The 17064-nt window shown below is 61.1% G+C and carries 15 protein-coding genes and 2 pseudogenes; 5 read left to right on the forward strand and 12 right to left on the reverse strand.

The window, feature by feature from the left end:
- Positions 1-3: 3 nt before the first annotated feature.
- Together AACY42_RS13765 and AACY42_RS13770 are read right to left on the reverse strand one after the other, a co-directional pair.
- Positions 4-552 carry a cytochrome b gene (locus AACY42_RS13765; RefSeq protein ID WP_339480000.1) on the reverse strand — a complete coding sequence of 183 codons (549 nt, stop codon included), beginning with the start codon at positions 550-552 and terminating at the stop codon, positions 4-6.
- A 126-nt stretch (positions 553-678) separates the two neighbouring features.
- Positions 679-2085 carry a type VI secretion system Vgr family protein gene (locus AACY42_RS13770; RefSeq protein ID WP_339480002.1) on the reverse strand — a complete coding sequence of 469 codons (1407 nt, stop codon included), beginning with the start codon at positions 2083-2085 and terminating at the stop codon, positions 679-681.
- 219 nt (positions 2086-2304) lie between these two features.
- On the opposite strand from AACY42_RS13770, the gene AACY42_RS13775 reads away from it, so the two are divergent.
- Positions 2305-3009 carry a YebC/PmpR family DNA-binding transcriptional regulator gene (locus AACY42_RS13775; RefSeq protein WP_003183149.1) on the forward strand — a complete coding sequence of 235 codons (705 nt, stop codon included), beginning with the start codon at positions 2305-2307 and terminating at the stop codon, positions 3007-3009.
- Positions 3010-3152: 143 nt separating this feature from the next.
- Here the strand turns inward: AACY42_RS13775 and AACY42_RS13780 are convergent, their stop codons facing one another.
- Together AACY42_RS13780 and AACY42_RS13785 are read right to left on the reverse strand one after the other, a co-directional pair.
- Positions 3153-4496 carry a leucine-rich repeat-containing protein kinase family protein gene (locus AACY42_RS13780; protein ID WP_339480005.1) on the reverse strand — a complete coding sequence of 448 codons (1344 nt, stop codon included), beginning with the start codon at positions 4494-4496 and terminating at the stop codon, positions 3153-3155.
- Between the two features lie 233 nt (positions 4497-4729).
- Positions 4730-5176, reverse strand: a pseudogene (locus AACY42_RS13785) (extracellular solute-binding protein); the annotation flags it as partial.
- Between AACY42_RS13785 and AACY42_RS13790 the strand changes: the two are divergent.
- A pseudogene (locus AACY42_RS13790) lies at positions 5174-5263 on the forward strand (IclR family transcriptional regulator); the annotation flags it as partial. The pseudogenes AACY42_RS13785 and AACY42_RS13790 overlap by 3 nt on opposite strands.
- A 139-nt stretch (positions 5264-5402) precedes the next feature.
- Here the strand turns inward: AACY42_RS13790 and AACY42_RS13795 are convergent.
- Together AACY42_RS13795 and AACY42_RS13800 are read right to left on the reverse strand one after the other, a co-directional pair.
- Positions 5403-6155: an anti-sigma factor family protein gene (locus AACY42_RS13795; RefSeq protein ID WP_339480007.1), complete on the reverse strand. Its 753-nt coding sequence runs from the start codon at positions 6153-6155 to the stop codon at positions 5403-5405.
- Entirely contained in the window at positions 6152-6658 is a 507-nt protein-coding gene (locus AACY42_RS13800; RefSeq protein WP_339480009.1) for a sigma-70 family RNA polymerase sigma factor, read from the reverse strand. Before AACY42_RS13800 ends, AACY42_RS13795 begins: the two co-directional genes overlap by 4 nt.
- A gap of 168 nt (positions 6659-6826) precedes the next feature.
- Between AACY42_RS13800 and AACY42_RS13805 the strand changes: the two genes are divergently transcribed.
- Complete coding sequence (locus AACY42_RS13805; protein ID WP_339480011.1) at positions 6827-7909, forward strand: catalase family peroxidase; 1083 nt, start codon at positions 6827-6829, stop codon at positions 7907-7909.
- Positions 7906-8442, forward strand: a complete 537-nt coding sequence (locus AACY42_RS13810) for a cytochrome b (RefSeq protein WP_339480013.1) — start codon at positions 7906-7908, stop codon at positions 8440-8442. Before AACY42_RS13805 ends, AACY42_RS13810 begins: the two co-directional genes overlap by 4 nt.
- A 184-nt stretch (positions 8443-8626) precedes the next feature.
- On the opposite strand, the gene AACY42_RS13815 is transcribed toward AACY42_RS13810, so the two are convergent.
- Both AACY42_RS13815 and AACY42_RS13820 read right to left on the reverse strand, forming a co-directional pair.
- On the reverse strand, positions 8627-9778 hold the full coding sequence (locus AACY42_RS13815; protein WP_339480014.1) for a M14 family metallopeptidase: 1152 nt from the start codon (positions 9776-9778) through the stop codon (positions 8627-8629).
- Positions 9779-10273: 495 nt separating this feature from the next.
- Entirely contained in the window at positions 10274-10615 is a 342-nt protein-coding gene (locus tag AACY42_RS13820; protein WP_339480015.1) for a DUF6124 family protein, read from the reverse strand.
- A gap of 130 nt (positions 10616-10745) precedes the next feature.
- On the opposite strand from AACY42_RS13820, the gene AACY42_RS13825 reads away from it, so the two are divergent.
- Positions 10746-11393 carry a LexA family protein gene (locus tag AACY42_RS13825; RefSeq protein WP_339480016.1) on the forward strand — a complete coding sequence of 216 codons (648 nt, stop codon included), beginning with the start codon at positions 10746-10748 and terminating at the stop codon, positions 11391-11393.
- 29 nt (positions 11394-11422) lie between these two features.
- Here the strand turns inward: AACY42_RS13825 and AACY42_RS13830 are convergent, their stop codons facing one another.
- Genes AACY42_RS13830 through AACY42_RS13845 form a run of 4 tightly spaced genes read right to left on the reverse strand, consistent with a single transcriptional unit; the run spans position 11423 to position 16983 of the window.
- The gene (locus AACY42_RS13830) at positions 11423-13372 is read right to left on the reverse strand and encodes an acetyl/propionyl/methylcrotonyl-CoA carboxylase subunit alpha (RefSeq protein WP_339480017.1); all 1950 of its coding nucleotides are present in this window, start codon (positions 13370-13372) and stop codon (positions 11423-11425) included.
- A complete protein-coding gene (locus AACY42_RS13835) occupies positions 13369-14187 on the reverse strand; it encodes a gamma-carboxygeranoyl-CoA hydratase (RefSeq protein ID WP_339480018.1) in 819 nt (272 codons plus the stop codon). The genes AACY42_RS13830 and AACY42_RS13835 overlap by 4 nt, the downstream gene beginning before the upstream one ends.
- 13 nt (positions 14188-14200) lie before the next feature.
- Complete coding sequence (locus AACY42_RS13840; RefSeq protein ID WP_339480020.1) at positions 14201-15808, reverse strand: carboxyl transferase domain-containing protein; 1608 nt, start codon at positions 15806-15808, stop codon at positions 14201-14203.
- A gap of 11 nt (positions 15809-15819) precedes the next feature.
- On the reverse strand, positions 15820-16983 hold the full coding sequence (locus AACY42_RS13845; protein WP_339480021.1) for an isovaleryl-CoA dehydrogenase: 1164 nt from the start codon (positions 16981-16983) through the stop codon (positions 15820-15822).
- Positions 16984-17064: the final 81 nt, after the last annotated feature.

Genomic DNA, 17064 nt, shown 5'->3' on the forward strand with positions numbered 1-17064 from the left:
CGATCAGCCGCGTTTGGGTATCATCCGCAGCAGCGTGTTGTCCCGTACTACATAGTGGTGGTACAGCCCCGCCAAGGCATGCAAGCCAATCAACCAATAGCCGATGGTGCCGCCCAGCACATGCCAGCCTTCCAGTTGCTTGGCAAACGCCTTGTCCTGATCGATGAGCAAGGGCAGATCGAAACCGTAGAACATCACCTGATGCCCTTCGGCGCTGGTGATCAGCCAGCCCAGCAGCGGCATGGCGATCATGAACAGGTACAGCGCCCAGTGCATCAGACGAGCGAGAATGGTTTGCCACGCAGGCGACGCCGGGAAAATCGCCGGTGCCTTACCCATGCTGCGGGCGAACAGGCGTAGCCAGACCAGCAGGAACACGGTCAAGCCGAGCATGAAGTGCGCTTCCTTGATCAGGGTCCGGCCGCCACTGCCCTTGGGGAAAATTCCCCGGAATTCGATGCAGGCATAAACCACGGCCAGCAGAATCAGCATTAGCCAATGCAAGGTTACCGTGACGCTACTGTAGCGGCTTTCTGAGTTTTTCCAGGGCATTGCAGGTATCTCCAACGATCAGGGTAGAGCGCCGTCTAGAGCGGCGTTATCCGCTTACTGTAAGCCCGTTTCGCTGGGTTTGCATGAGCCAGATCAGTTTTGCCGGTATGAAGTCTTAGGGTTGCGTCAGAGCGTCAAGTCCGGCGGATTGAGCAGCCAGTCCAACAGCAGCCCCGGATCATGATTGCCTCGGGGCGGTTTCGGGGGCGTGGCGGTATGGCCTGCGTCGGTATCGACAGCCCCTGGGCACAGCACCGGTCGATCAGGGTCGCCATCGAGAAAACTCACCAGCACTTCGCTGCCGGCCATCAGGCTGGGGCTGCCGTCCAGCGTCAGCCGCGACACGGGCAGCATGATGCCCTCCTGGTCCGGTGCCCATAGGCTGACACTCACCTGGCCACGTTCATCGGGGCTGGCCGGTTGGCCGGCGCGGCCGAGTACATGGGCTAGGTGGTACCCGGGGATACAGGGCTTGGGATGCTTGAGGGTCGGCCTGAACGCGGTGGACCAGGGAATGGCGGTGAACCGGTTGCGGTAGTCACGGGCCGACGGTGCGGCGGGCAGGTCCGGTTCCAGGATCGAAAACTGCCGTCCGCGATGCTGGACCTCGGTGATCAACCATTGATCGTTGAAGCTGGAAACCGGGTGTTCGCAGATTTGCACGATGTCGCCGCCGTGCAGGGCCGGCTGGGTACTGTGGCCATGGATCTCCCGTTGCCGGCAGCGCAGCCGTTCAAGGTGGCGGCGACCGGCCTGGTATCGGTGAGCCAAGGCCGGGTTGCCGTGCATGGCCTCGTGTTCGATCTGCTCAAGGGGGTGATTCGCCGCCGAGGCCTGTGCTTCGGACGGGGCCCGGTCACTGAACCCGACGGGCAGGCCAGGCATCATCGGATGGTGACGCAAATACACGCGTTTGATGGCCGGTAGCGGGCTTTCGTTCGGGCGCAGGGGCAGCTCGACGGGGTGCAGGGGAAAGCTTCTCGGGTCTTCGGCAAACACCAGGACATGGCCCTGAGGCGCGTGTTCGAAATGGTAATGAATGCCTTCTTCCTCGCACAGTCGTTGCAGGAGGGTCAGGTCGCTTTCGTCGTATTGGATGCAGAAGGGGCGGCACGGATACTGCCCATGAGGCAGTTCGAAACGGTAGCTGTCGACGGGTAGCGCGTGTTCTTCCAGCAGGCGTTGCAGCACCTGCACCGCGCTGAGCCGATGGAAAACCCGGCGCTGCGGGCCTTGGTCCAGTTGCTGGAGGTAGGGAACCAACGTCAAGCGATAGCCGATGCGCCGCGGCGCCAGGGTACTCAGGCTAACGCTGTGGACAATTCCATGGACGCCCGCTTCGCCGTCCAGGCGCAGGAAGGCCGGATGCCTCAAGAGCAGGTCGGGGTTTATCGGTGGGGCCAGGCCGATCAGTTCGAGGTCATAGCGGTACGGCTGGTTGAGGGCTTCGCGGCCATTGAACCGCAAGACTTGCAGTTGCAAGTCGCTTTGCGTGAGCGTCAGGCAGAAGGGACTTTCCGTGTCGTTGCGCATCGCAGCTCCTACTGGTGGGGAGAGAGGCGCAGAGGGTACGAAATCGCGGGGGAAAACGGTGCTTGTGAGTCGCTATTTCAGAAACGTCCTACAATACGCTGTGAAAAAGCCGATCCGGCAGGGTGAATTTTTTGGTCGATCAGCCGGTTTAGGCCGTATAAACTTGCGCCACAGCGCCGGCCGGCAGATGTCTCGGCGCGTCAGACAAGAGAGTGAGTAATGGGCGCACAGTGGAAGGTTAAACACAAAGAAGCGGCTGCTAACGCCAAGGGCAAGATCTTCGGCAAACTGGTGAAGGAAATCACCATTGCCGCGCGCAACGGTGCTGATACCGCTACCAACGCGCACTTGCGACTGGTGGTCGAGCAGGCGAAGAAGGCCTCGATGCCCCGCGAGACCTTGGAACGTGCGATCAAGAAAGGTTCTGGCCAGCTCGGTGAAACCGTGCAATACCACCGCGTCACCTACGAAGGGTTCGCGCCGCACCAGGTGCCGTTAATCGTTGAATGCGTGACCGATAACATCAACCGCACCGTTGCCGAAATTCGCGTCGCGTTCCGCAAGGGCCAACTGGGTGCCTCGGGTTCGGTGGCCTGGGACTTCAACCATGTCGGCATGATTGAAGCCGCACCGGACAGCCCGGATGCCGATCCGGAAATGGCCGCCATCGAGGCCGGTGCCCAGGATTTCGAGCCGGGCGAAGACGGCGCGACCTTGTTCCTCACCGATCCTGCCGACCTCGATGCCGTACAGAAGGCCTTGCCGGAGCAGGGTTTCACCGTGTTGTCGGCCAAGCTGGGCTACCAGCCGAAAAACCCGGTCAGTGGCCTGACCGACGAGCAGATGGCTGAAGTCGAAGCGTTCCTCGAAGGCCTCGACAACCACGATGACGTGCAGGACATGTTTGTCGGGTTGGCGGGTTAAGCACTACCCCCTGTGGCAAGGGAGCTTGCTCCCGCTCGGCGGCGCGTAGGAGCTGTCGAGTGCAACGAGGCTGCGATCTTTTCACTGCCACTTAAATCGTGAGCGAAAGATCAAGATCAAAAGATCGCAGGCTTCGCCAGCGCCTACAGAGCCCAGCGGGAGCAAGCTCCCTCGCCACGGTTGCGCAATAAGCCTTCAATCTCATCAAACCCCGGCCGCGCCAATACATCAGGCTGACAGCAACGCACCTGCAGATCCTGCAACGCTACCAGTTCCTCTGCACCGAGCCCCGGTTCAATCCGCGCCAACAATTCCCCCAGCAGAATCCCGAAGGCCCGTACTTCGATACGTTGCAGCGCGCGGGTTTGCAGGTTGTCTGTGGTGGCGTGGAACGACGCCGCGCCAAAATCCCCCAGCAGGCAATCGCCCAAGTCATCGCACAGAATATTATGCCCGTAGAGATCCCCGTGGGTGATGCCCTGGCGGTGCAGGTGCGCCGCCACCGAGGCAATACCATGGGCGATGCGCAGGGCCACCGGAGCGCTGAGGCGCAGCGCGTCGGCATACACGTCTCGAGTGCACGAGGCCAGGCTCGGCAGCCCGGCGAGGTTACGGTAGCTGGGCTCGATCAGCGCCATCACCAGCCCGGCCTGTTGTTCGGGGTGCCCGGTAACCTGGCCCAACACCTCAATCAGGTTCGGGTGTCGACCGGCCGTGATACAGGCATGCATCTCATGCAGCGGCGAGCCGTCGCTGGTCATTTGGCCTTTGTACAGCTTCACCGCGACCTTTCGCACCACGTCGCCGGGTGCCTGCCAGCGTGCCTGATAAATCACCCCCGACGCGCCTTCGCCCAGCTGTTGTTGCAGTTCCAGATGCGACCAGTCGATAGGCGTTGTGGTATTCAGGGCCGCCGCTTCTGCCTGAGCCTCCAGCGGGTTGCCGGCGTAGGCCAGCCAACTGAGGCTTGGTAACTTGAGCAGCCATTGCGGCAGTTCGGTCAGTTGGTTGGCGGCGATGCGTAGCAGTTCGAGGCGATGACACTGGTCCAGGCTTGCCGGCAACTGCTGCAAACGGTTGCCGGCCAGCATCAGTTTTTGCAGAGAAGGGCGTTGGCCCAGTTCATCAGGCAATTGGTTGACGCAGTTGTCGGTCAGGATCAGCCAACGCAGCAGTGGCGGCAGTGCGGCGCCCGTGACGTGTGCAATGCGGTTGGCCTTGAAACCGACCATGGTCAAGGCGCTGCAACGGCCCAGGCATTCGGGCAGTTCGGTGAAACGGTTGTCCGAACAGAACAGCACGCGCAGGCGAGTCAGCCGATGCAGGTCGTTGGGCAGCGTGTCCAACTGATTGTCGCTGAGGTTGAGAATTTCGAGGGAATCGGCCAGGTCGAAGATTTCCCGGGGAAACTCCGTCAAGCCGCAGGCCAGGTCCAGCCGAGTAATGCCGGAAAGCTGGCCGGCGCGTAGTTGGGCGAGGGTGTGCATGGAGGGGTTCGCTGTTGATCAAGAAGAAAAAGCGTGGAAAAAACCTGTGGCGAGGAGCTTGCTCCTGCTCGGCGACGTCATAGGAGCTGTGTAGGAGCTGTCGAGTGAAACGAGGCTGCGATCTTCCCCAGACACTTGAGTCCCAAGCGAAAGATCAAGATCAAAAGATCGCAGGCTTCGCCAGCGCCTACAGAACCCAGTTGGAGCAAGCTCCCTCGCCACAGGTCATCTGTTCAATTCATTGTGAGATGGCCGCATGATAACCGCAAAATTTGCGCATCGCGCTCGATGCTGCGGTTCCAGCGGGCGTTCCAGGCCGGGCGTTGTGCGTTGACCCGATCCCAATCCACGGCAATCGCCGTTCCCAGGTATTGCTTCATCGCCTCCGCCTGGCCGCGGGTCTTGTCGGTGGTCGGAGTGTTGGGGTTGGACGGGATCTGGTCGCCTTCTTCCAGGGCGATGGCCTGGGCTTGCGGGGTCAGCAGGAAAGCCGCGAGTTGTTGCGCCAATTCCGGTTGGGTATTTTGGGTGATGGTGCATTCGGCGGCGTTGAGGACCACGGCGCCGTCCTTAGGCTGGGCATATTCGACCGGCATGCCTTTGAGTTTCAACGCGCTCACATGGGGCGGTGTCAGCGGGAACAGCGCAGCTTCGTCGGTCTGCAGCATTTCGGATAGCTCAAGCGTGAGGCCGCCCTGATCGGACCGCGGATCAACCCCTTCGACCCGTTGCTGCGCAGGCCTTCGCAGGTGTTTGGACAGCGTTAAACACACTCTCAAGAGCAACTGATGTTCCCTGTGGGAGCCTGCTCGCGATAGCGGTGTGACAGTCGACATCATCTCTAACTGAGCTGCCGCCATCGCGAGCAGGCTCGCCCCCACAGAGATTTTCCATCGGATAGGGGACTCAGAAGTTCAGGGTCTGCTTGAGCCGCTGCACCGTCGGCGTATCACTGGGAATGACCATCGCATAGTTGTAGCCCGGCCCGGACCAGTACTCGGCTTGCAGCTCACCCTCGCGGCGACTGCCCCGCGGCAGGAGGAAGTTTTTCGGGCCGGGCGGGCGCACGTAGAAGCTGATTTTCTGACCGTTCGGGTCCTGATAGACCACCATCGCCGCCGCGCCTTGTTCGGTGCTGAGCAAGCGCCCGCTGACAGGCTTGAAGCCCGCAGCCGACAGGTCTGGCAACCGGTCGGCCTGGGTGAAGTAGCGGTCGAGCCAGCCTTGCATGCTCTGCTCGTCGCCGGTTTGGTAATCGGCCGGAAGGATGCCCTGCTGGGCAATCAAGCGGTATGCCTGCAGGGCATCGGCCATGGGGGCGGCAGCGCTGAGCAGGGTCATTTGCCGCGCCTGCCAGCCACCGAAGCCACCGACGCTGACGGCCAACAGCAACACCGCGGCGCTGGCCAAGTGGCGGCGGGAGCGATGTTTCAGGTGCTGTCGAATCATGGCCGGGTCGAGGTCGGGGTTGGGCGGCTGTTGCAAGGCACCGCTCAGGGCCGTGCGCAGGTGCTGTGCGTCCTGTTGCCAGGCCCGGACGCGGGCGGCGACTTCCGGCTGATTGGCCAGGTAGGCCTGCACCAAGCGCTGGTCGGCTTCGTTCAGTTGGCGATCGACGTAGGCGTGCAGGTCACTTTCGCTGGGGGGCATGCTGATCATTTGAGTATCCGCAGGGTAGGGCGGGTGATTTCGCCGTCGCTGAGTTGGCGCAGGGCCTGGCGAGCACGGGACAGGCGGGACATTACCGTGCCGGTCGGCACGCCGAGGATGTCGGCGACTTGCTGGTAACTCAAGCCTTCCACGGACACCCACAACAACAGTGCGCGTTGCTCCGTCGTGAGCTGATCGAAGGCCTGCAGGGACGATTGCGCGATCACGCTGCGCTCGGCCGAAGGCTGGGCATCGTCGCGACCGGTGAAAAACTCCAGCATGCGCGCATACCGACGGGAGCGGCGATGACCGTCGAGAAACTGCCGATACAGAATCGAAAACAGCCAGGCCCGCAGATCGCCGTCTGGGCGCTTGTCGTTCCATTTGGACAACGCCCGTTCCAGGCACATCTGCACCAGGTCGTCGGCGTTGCTCGGGTTGCGCGTCAGCGACAGGGCAAAACGCCGTAGCCTGGGGATGAGTTCGCGCAACTGTTCGTCGAATGCGTTCATGGGAGTGTGGCTTCTGTGGGCAGTCACTGCGCCGGGACTGGAAAGACGACCCGAGAACGAGATTATTCCAGTGCAGGAAAAATAAATACGAGGCGTGGGAATAAACCTGTCACGTCTTCGTCTGACGGGTCCTTTCCAACGAATGGCCTCGAGCCCTGGAGCTTTCTCATGGTTGATCCTTCACCCTCGTCGAGCCGGCCACCCTTGACTGCCGCCGCCCTGACATTGCGCCTGAGCGGCATCGCCGTGATTGTTGCAGCCCTGGCCGGCGCGTTTGCCTACGTCAATGGCAGCCTCGACCCACAGCGCCTGACACCGCAGGCGTTGGTCAATGTACTGGAAAAAAACAACGGCGTTCATCCGGGGTTTCGACGCAACCACTCAAAAGGTGTCTGCGTCGCGGGTTATTTCCAAAGCACGGGCGAGGCCAGCGCCTATTCCAGCGCCCAAGTCTTCTCGCAACCGCAAACGCCAGTGGTTGGGCGTTTCGCCTTGCCCAGCGCTAACCCCTATGCACCGGACGGCAGTGTGCCGATTCGCAGCCTGGCACTGCGCTTTACCCAGGCCAACGGTCAGCAATGGCGTACCGGCATGAACAGCATGCCCGTGTTTCCGGTGGGCACGCCTGAAGCCTTCTATCAACTCCAGCAAGCCCAGTCGCCGGACCCTGCCACAGGAAAACCGAACCCTGCGGCTGTACCGGCTTTCTTTGCCGCGCACCCCGAAGCGATGCCGTTCCTGCAATGGATCAAGACCGCCAAGCCGTCGGCCAGCTACGCCACCGAAACCTACAACGGCATCAACGCGTTCTATCTGGTCAACCCCGCCGGGCAGCGCCAGGCGGTGCGCTGGGGCGTGGTGCCGATGAGCCTGGATGCTGCGGATGCGACGCCACCCCAAGGGGCCGACTTCCTCGAGCAAGACTTGGTGAAGCGTCTCGCCGCCGGGCCGTTGCGCTGGCAGTTGAACATCACCCTGGCCAACCCGGGGGACCCGGTGAACGATGCCAGCAAGGCTTGGCCCGCTGACCGCAAGGTATTCAATGCCGGCACGTTGGTGCTGGACCGCACCCAGGCGCAGGACAACGGTGAGTGCCGCGATATCAATTATGACCCGCTGATCCTGCCCCAAGGGATCGAGGGTTCCGAAGACCCGCTATTGGTCGCGCGCTCCGCCGCCTATGCCAGTTCCTATCTGCGACGTACCAGCGAAGTGAGCCAGTTGCCCGCCAAACAGGAGTCCCGCCCATGAGCGCCCCTCGTCACTTTGTACCGCTGGCCCGGCTGCTGCATTGGCTGATGGCTGTGATGATCATCGCCATGCTGTTCATCGGCGCGGGCATGGTTGCCTCGGTGTCCGAACGCCATGAATGGCTGCTGCAGTTGCATAAGCCATTGGGTATCGCGATTTTACTGCTGGTGATCGTGCGCCTAGTGGTGCGATTTACCACCCGCCAACCGCCGTTGCCGGCGGATCTACCGACCTGGCAAGTGTTGGCGGCAAACGCCTCGCATGTGCTGTTGTACGCCCTGATGCTGGTTCTGCCGCTGTTGGGCTGGGGGATGATTTCGGCGGCGGGGGACCCGGTGATGCTCGGCGATTCGTTGCAACTGCCTTCGATTCTGCCAGCGCACGCCCAGACGTTCGCACTGCTGCGCAAGGCCCACGGGTACCTGGCTTACCTGTTGTTCGTGACGGTGCTGGTGCATCTGGCGGCGGCGTTGTTTCACGCTTGGGTACGCCGGGATGAGGTGCTGGGCAGTATGTTGCGCGGCAAGGATTGATGAAGCATGGCAAGGGCGCTTGCTCCCACAGAGTGGCGTCTGTAGGAGCTGCCGAGCGAAACGAGGCTGCGATCATTCAATTGACAAAAAATCAAAAGATCAAAAGATCGCAGGCTTCGCCAGCTCCTACATCACCGGGCGGAGCAAGCTCCCTCGCCACGGTGGATCGGTTCAGGTCGCTGGATTAACGTAATTCGTCAACCATGGCCTCGATGGTGCTCAACACATCCTTGCCCAGTTGCATCGAGCGTTTGCCAGACCAGCCTGTGATCGGGTTCGGGTGATCATTGTGGTCCTTGAACGGCATTTCCAGGGTCAGGGACAGGCAGTCAAATTTCTGCCCGACAGCGTTACAGGCCAGAGTCATGTTGGCCTGGCCCGCTTCGTCGCGGGTGTAGCCATGAACGGTCTGGAAGTCTTTGGTCTGGTGCTTGAGATGGCTGCAAAAGCGCTCTTCGAGTTCGGCGATGCGTGGCGTGTAGCCCGGGTTGCCTTCGCAACCGGCGGTGAAGACGTGGGGGATTTCCTCATCGCCGTGAGCGTCGAGGAACAGGTCGACACCGTACTTTTCCATTTGCTGCTGCACGAAAAAGACCTCGGGGCTGATTTCCGGGCTGGCGTTCTGCCAGGCACGGTTGAGGTCTTGGCCCATGGCGTTGGTCCGCAGATGCCCGTGGAATGCGCCGTCCGGGTTCATGTTTGGTACCAGGTACAGATCGGCCTTGGCGAGCAACCGGTTCAGTTGCACATCATCATCCTGCTGGAGGCGTTCGATCACACCCTCCATGAACCACTCCGCCATGTGCTCGCCAGGATGCTGCTGGGCGATGATCCAGACTTTGCGCCGGCCTTCGGCACCGCTGCCCTTGCGCAGCAGTTGAATGTCACGACCTTCCACGCTTTTACCAACGGCCAATAGTTCGGTGCCGGCCTTGTGCTGCGCTTGCTCGATCAGCCAATCATGCCGGCCACGGCTGTAGGGTTCGAAGTAGGCGAACCAGGCGTTGGGTTGTTCGGTCTCCAGATAAAAGCGCAGGGCGTCGCCTTCAAATTGGGTCGGAATGCGGAACCAGTTGACGTGATCGTAGGAGGCAACGGTCTGGTAGCCCGTCCAGGCCTTGTTGTAAGACGATTGACTGGCGTTGAGCAGGCGGAAGGAATACTCCTGGCCAACGTGCAGGCCGCTGGCCTTGAAATGGAACCACTGGAAATGGGCGCTGCGGGTGTCGGGCCTGATTTTGAGCAACGACTGCAGCGGGTTGCTGATGTCGACGACCTCGATGTTGCCGCTGTCGAAATTGGCACTGATATCAAAGGAAGATTTAGCCACGGTCACGATTCCTGGAGAGGAGTTTCATGGCCATTACTTTACACGTAAGAAAAGCGAGTCGAGACGATTTACGTCACGTAAACAGAGGGGGGCGTCCTCCCTGGATGCCGAGCCAGCTTAGAAAGTCTGCAATTGATTCTCAAGTGCAGGTTTTCGATAGTTTTCGCCCGTGTGGCGGGGCGGCCCTTGTAAACAGATATTCATTTGATATCATTGCCGCCATTGAATTGGCAGCACCCAAAAGACTTCATTAGCCTGAAGCCATAAGCCGAAAATCGGCAAAAAAAAGACCCGGCAAAAAAGCCGGGTCAAAAACCGTGATTAGCCTGATGAGGAGATATTCCAGAAGTCCGACCTAAGGTCTTCTGGTCTATCGACTGATCTCGCGACCAGTTGGTGCAATAATAATCATTATCATTTGCAAGTCAAATGGTTTTATCGCATCGATCGGAAAATTTATTCGTGTCGTCCGTGTTCGCGGCGACATTCCCACGCGTTACCCTAGCGAGTCGGGTAGCCATCCAGGGATCGGTCAAGCATCACCTTGACCAGATCAATCATGTGAACCACCGAAAATGCCAGGTCGCGGCTCGGACCATTCAACTGGTTGGCAGACTCGTGGGCGGTCGCCGCGGCACAGCGCAGCAGGTCGCATGCGTGAACAAGGGCTTCTTCTGCGCTGACGCTGCGGTTGACGTCGAAGAAGCGATGTTCTGCCTGTGCCTGCGAAACACCTGGTTTCAAGTAGTAGTCGAGGGCGCGTTTGGCCGCCGGGCAATCCTGCAAGGAGGGAAATGTGCTGTCGAAAGGGTTGCTGGGCTGATCTTTATTGGGTGTATCCATGGTGATGAGAATCTCCGTGTGTGGGCTGAACTCCTGAATTCAGAATAGTACTTATTGTAATTGTGACGATAATTTAAATACTACAATTTGTGTTTTGAATGGTCGGAGTCATCCACGTATCGTGCCGCACATGGATAAATGGATAGAGTTGGTCAAGGCCAAGATGAAGGAGCTGCACATCACGCAAGTGGTGCTCGCAGAACGGTTGGGAATGTCCCAGGGCGGCGTCGGCCATTGGCTGACCAGGCGCCGGCAACCCAGTGTCGAAGACATGAACCGGGTCCTGAAGGAGCTGGGGCTGGAGTTTCTGGAAGTGGCGATGGTAATTCGCGAGCCGGACACCTCCACGGACGAAGGCATGACCCTGGCGCAGAAGTACAACCCGTACTTCCGCTACCCGGTCAGTGAATGGCACGAGGTTGGCGAGGTTCGCGAAGGTGATTCTGCTGCCTACGGTCAGGCGCGTTACGAGCTGACCGACTACCACGCCCAGGGGGCCGCGTTCTGGCTGGTGGTAGTGGGCGACGCGATGACCGCACCCAGTGGGTTGAGCATCCCCGAGGGCATGTCGATCCTGGTGGATCCGGCCATCGAGGCGGTGCCTGGCAAACTGGTGGTCGCCTGCTTGCCCGGCAGCAGTGATGCGACCTTTCGCAAATTGATCGAAGAGAGCGGGCAGCGTTACCTGGTTCCGCTCAATCCGACTTACCCGAAAAACCTGTACACCGAGCAATATCGTCTCATCGGTGTGGTGGTGCAGGCCGCCATCAGGTTCTGACTGGATCGGCCCTGGGAGCGGGCCGATTCCTATTCTTCGAACGCCACCAGGGCGCTGCCTTCGCTGACCATTTCGCCTTCCTGGCAATACAGCGCCTTGATCACACCGGCCGTGGACGCACGAATGCTGTGCTCCATTTTCATGGCCTCCAGGACCACCAGTTGAGCCCCGGCCTCCACAGATTGGCCGACACTCACCAATACCCGGACGATACTGCCGTTCATGGGCGCGACCAGGCCGCCTTGATGGCTGTGGCTGGCCTCGGCGGCGGCCAGCGGGTCGTACAGGTCGATTCGGTGCAGGTCACCCGCCCATTGCAAATACAGGCTGTCGCCCTGGCGAATGGCCCGATGACTGCGGCGCAAGCCGTGGCGCTCGATCACCAGTTGCTCGCCCCTGAGCTCCGCGCAATGGGTCGTAACGTCCAGCGTCAGTGCGCGATCCTGGCCTTCGCAGCTCAGGTGCAAGGTGGTTTCCCTTGGCAGTCCAAGACGCAGCCCGGTGGTGCTGGCCCAAGGCGAGTCGGCATCATCGCAGCGTACGCGCGGTGTCAGGCTCAAGGCGAAGCCCTGGGCGGCTGCGAACCAGAATGCATCATCCAACTCGCCAGGCTCTGGTAGCAATTGCGCCTGGTAACGTGGGATAAATCCGGTGTCCAGTTCTGCCGCCGCAAAGGCGGGGTGGGCCACGATTCGGCGCAGGAACCCGATGTTGGTTTTCAGTCCGCCAATGGCAAATTCGTCGAGCATGCTCAACAGCCGCAAGCGCGCCTGTTCACGGTCTTCACCCCAGGCAATCAGCTTGCCGAGCATCGGGTCGTAGAATGGCGAGATTTCATCGCCTTCTTCAACCCCGCTGTCGACCCGCCGGCCCGGGCCCTCGGCAGATTCGCGATACAACGCCAGGCGGCCGGTGGCCGGCAGGAAATCGTTAACCGGGTCTTCGGCATACAGCCGCACTTCGATGGCGTGACCGAGCAGCGGCACTTGCGCTTGAGTGATCGGCAAGGGTTCGCCTTGGGCGACGCGGATCTGCCAGGCGACCAGGTCCAGTCCGGTGATCGCTTCGGTGACCGGATGCTCAACCTGCAACCGGGTGTTCATTTCCATGAAGAAGAACTCGCCCCGCGCATCCAGCAGGAACTCCACCGTGCCCGCCCCGACGTAACCAATCGCCAACGCTGCGCGCACGGCGGCTTCACCCATGGCCTGGCGCAGTGGCGGGGTCAGGCTGGGGGCGGGGGCTTCTTCCACCACTTTCTGGTGGCGGCGCTGGATTGAGCAATCGCGTTCGTTGAGGTACAGGCAGTTGCCATGTCGGTCGGCAAATACCTGGATTTCCACGTGGCGTGGCTTGAGCAGGTACTTTTCCACCAGCATCCGTGAGTCGCCAAACGAAGACTGCGCTTCACGCTGGGCCGAGGCCAAGGCTTCGGCCAGTTGGTTGACGTCCTCGACGACTTTCATGCCCTTGCCGCCACCGCCGGCCGTGGCCTTGAGCAATACCGGGTAGCCGATGCGCTGGGCGGCGTCGCGAAAGGTCTCCAGGTCTTGGGCTTCGCCGTGATAACCAGGCACCAGGGGCACTCCGGCGGTTTCCATTAAAGCCTTGGCCGCCGATTTGCAGCCCATGGCGTCGATGGCCGAGGCCGGTGGACCGAGGAAGATCAGCCCGGCGTTTTCAATCGCCCGGGCGAACCCGGCGTTCTCGGAAAGAAAACCATAGCCAGGGTGGATGGCTTGGGCGCCGCTGGCTTTCGCTGCGTCGATCAGTTTGTCGATTTGCAGGTAGCTGTCGGCGGCCTTGCTGCCGCCCAAGTCGACGCGGATGTCGGCTTCACGGCTGTGGCGGGCATCGCGGTCGGTGGCGCTGTGGACGGCAACGGTGGTCAGGCCCATGGCCTTGGCGGTGCGCATCACGCGACAGGCGATTTCGCCACGGTTGGCCACCAGCAACGTGGTGAGGGCAGGGGCGCTCATCGACGCGGCTCCTTGTTATTTGATTCGGCTTGCCAATTTGGCGCACGTTTTTGCAGGAAGGCCCGCAGACCTTCCTGGCCCTCCGGGCTGACGCGGATTCGGGCGATGGCGTTTTCGGTGTAGCGCCGCAGCGCCGGAGTAAGGGCGCCGCTGCCGACTTCACGCAGCAGTTCTTTGCTGGCGCGCATCGCCGCCGGGCTGTTGAGCAACAGGTTGTCGATCCATTGTTCGATCTGCTGGTCCAGGGCCTCGGCCGGGTAACTTTCCGACAGCAAACCGATTTCTTTCGCACGTTGCCCGTCGAAGCGTTCCGCCGTCAGGGCATAACGACGCGCGGCACGCTCGCCGATGGCTTGCACCACGAACGGGCTGATCACCGCTGGCGCCAGGCCAATGCGCACTTCCGACAGGCAGAACTGTGCTTCATCGGCGCCAATGGCCATGTCACAAGCGCTGATAAGTCCCAGTGCGCCACCGAATGCCGCACCCTGGACGACAGCCAGCGTAGGCATCTTCAGCTTGGCGAGGTTGTACATCAGCTCCGCCAGTTCCCGGGCGTCATCGAGGTTGGTGTGGTAGTCGAGCTCGGCCGATTGCTGCATCCAGGCCAGGTCGGCACCGGCGCTGAAATGCTTGCCGCGACCGCGGATCAGCAGGAAGCGCAAGTTTGGATCGCTGCTGACGTGGTCCAGGGCCAGGATCAGTTCGCGGATCATTTCGGCGTTGAACGCGTTGTTTTTCGACTCGCGGCTGAGCCACAAGGTGGCAACGCCCCGTGGGTCAGTGTGCAGTTCGAGGGTGTTGAAGTTATCCATGGACATTCCCCGTTTACATCCGGAACACGCCGAAGCGGCTCGGTTCGATAGGCGCATTCAGTGACGCGGACAAGGCCAGGCCCAGCACATTGCGTGTCTGGGCCGGGTCGATGACGCCGTCGTCCCACAGCCTGGCGCTGGAATAATAGGGGTGACCCTGTTCTTCGTATTGATCGAGGATCGGTTGCTTGATCTCGGCTTCCTGTTCGGCGCTGAAGGGGTGGCCGCTGCGTTCAGCTTGTTCACGCTTGACTTGCACCAGCACGCCGGCCGCCTGTTCGGCGCCCATCACGCCAATTCGCGCATTCGGCCACATCCACAGGAACCGCGGGTCGTAGGCACGACCGCACATGCCGTAGTTGCCCGCACCGAAACTGCCGCCAATGATCACGGTGAATTTCGGCACTTTGGCACAGGCCACGGCCGTCACCAGTTTGGCCCCGTGCTTGGCGATGCCGCCAGCTTCGTACTTCTGCCCGACCATGAAACCGGTGATGTTCTGCAAGAACAGCAACGGGATCCCGCGCTGACAAGCCAATTCGATGAAGTGCGCACCTTTCTGTGCGGCCTCTGCGAAGAGAATGCCATTGTTGGCCAGGATCGCGATCGGGTAGCCGTGCAAATGAGCGAAGCCGCACACCAGCGTCGTTCCGAACAGCGCCTTGAACTCGTCGAACACCGAACCGTCCACCAGGCGCGCGATCACCTCCCGGACATCGAACGGCTGCTTGGCGTCGGCCGAAACCACGCCGTACAGCTCGTCGCCCGAGTAAAGCGGGGCAATCGGCAGGCGATGCTGCAACTGGCCCTGTTTGCGCCAGTTGAGGTTGGCCACGCTGCGCCGGGCCAGGGCCAGGGCATGTTCGTCGCTGTCGGCGTAATGGTCTGCCACGCCAGATATCTTGCAGTGCACATCGGCGCCGCCCAGGTCTTCGGCACTGACCACCTCACCGGTGGCGGCTTTCACCAGTGGCGGGCCGGCGAGGAAAATCGTCGCCTGTTGACGGACCATGATCGCTTCGTCCGCCATGGCCGGCACATAGGCGCCACCGGCGGTGCAGGACCCCATGACCACGGCGATCTGCGGGATGCCCTGGGCACTCATGTTGGCCTGGTTGAAGAAGATCCGCCCGAAGTGCTCGCGGTCCGGGAACACTTCGTCCTGGCGCGGCAGGTTGGCGCCGCCGGAGTCCACCAGGTAAATGCAGGGCAGGCGATTCTGCTGGGCGATGGTCTGGGCGCGCAGGTGTTTTTTCACCGTCAGCGGGTAGTAGGAGCCACCTTTGACTGTCGCGTCGTTGGCGACAATCATGCATTCGACGCCTTCCACGCGGCCGATGCCGGCAATCACGCCGGCCGCCGGCACGTCTTCGCCATAGACTTCGTGGGCTGCCAATGGGCTGATCTCCAAAAACGGCGAACCCAGGTCCAGCAGCCGGTTGATGCGTTCACGGGGCAGCAACTTGCCCCGCGACGTGTGCCGTTCCTGAGCCTTGGGACCGCCGCCTTGGCGAATTTGCGCGAGCAGGGTGCGCAGGGCTTCGACGTGTCCGAGCATCGCATCGCGGTTGGCGATGAATTCCGGCGAGCGCGGGTTGAGCTGAGTGTGCAGCGTGGCCATGGTCAGCTCCGTTAGCGGGTTTCGTTGAACAGTTCGCGGCCGATCAACATCCGACGAATCTCACTGGTGCCAGCACCGATTTCGTACAGCTTGGCGTCACGCAGCAGACGGCCGGCCGGGAATTCATTGATGTAGCCATTGCCGCCGAGGATCTGGATGGCGTCGAGGGCCATTTGTGTGGCGCGTTCGGCGCTGTAGAGGATCACCCCGGCGGCGTCCTTGCGGGTGGTTTCGCCGCGCTCGCAGGCCTGGGCCACGGCATACAGGTAGGCGCGGCTGGCGTTGAGCTGGGTGTACATGTCGGCGACCTTGCCCTGGATCAGTTGGAACTCTCCAATGCTCTGGCCGAACTGCTTGCGGTCGTGGATGTAGGGCACGATCAGGTCCATGCAGGCCTGCATGATCCCGGTCGGGCCGCCGGAGAGCACGACGCGCTCGTAGTCGAGGCCGCTCATCAGCACTCTCACGCCACCGTTGAGTGCGCCGAGGATATTTTCTTCCGGCACTTCGACGTCATCGAAAAACAGCTCGCAGGTGTTGGAGCCGCGCATGCCGAGCTTGTCGAATTTGTTGCTGCGGCTGAAGCCTTTCCAGTCGCGCTCGACGATGAAGGCAGTGATGCCATGGGGGCCTTTTTCCAGGTCGGTCTTGGCGTAGATCACGTAGGTATTGGCATCGGGGCCGTTGGTGATCCAGGTCTTGCTGCCATTGAGCACGTACTTGTCGCCACGCTTGTCGGCGCGCAGTTTCATCGAGACCACGTCGGAGCCGGCGTTTGGCTCGCTCATCGCCAGGGCACCGATGTGTTCGCCGCTGATCAGTTTGGGCAGGTACTTGGTTTTCTGTTCGTGATTGCCGTTGCGGTTGATCTGGTTCACGCAGAGGTTGGAGTGGGCACCGTAGGAGAGGGCGACCGAGGCCGAACCGCGGCTGATTTCTTCCATCGCCACCACGTGGGCCAGGTAGCCCAGGCCAGCGCCGCCGTATTCTTCCGGTACGGTGATGCCCAGCAGGCCCATGTCACCGAACTTGCGCCACATGTCGGCGGGAAACAGGTTATCGATATCGATCTGCGCTGCTCGCGGCGCGAGTTCGGCCTTGACGAAGGCCTGCACTTGGTCGCGCAACATGTCGATGGTTTCGCCGAGGGCAAAGTTCAGGGATGGGTAGCTCATGGGTCACCTTTGGCTTTTTTATCGGGTGCGGAGAGTGGGGGAATCGCTCTAACCTTTACGTTAACGTAAGCCTGCGACGAG

It is taken from the genome of Pseudomonas sp. RL_5y_Pfl2_73 (assembly GCF_963970515.1).
GTDB lineage: Bacteria > Pseudomonadota > Gammaproteobacteria > Pseudomonadales > Pseudomonadaceae > Aquipseudomonas.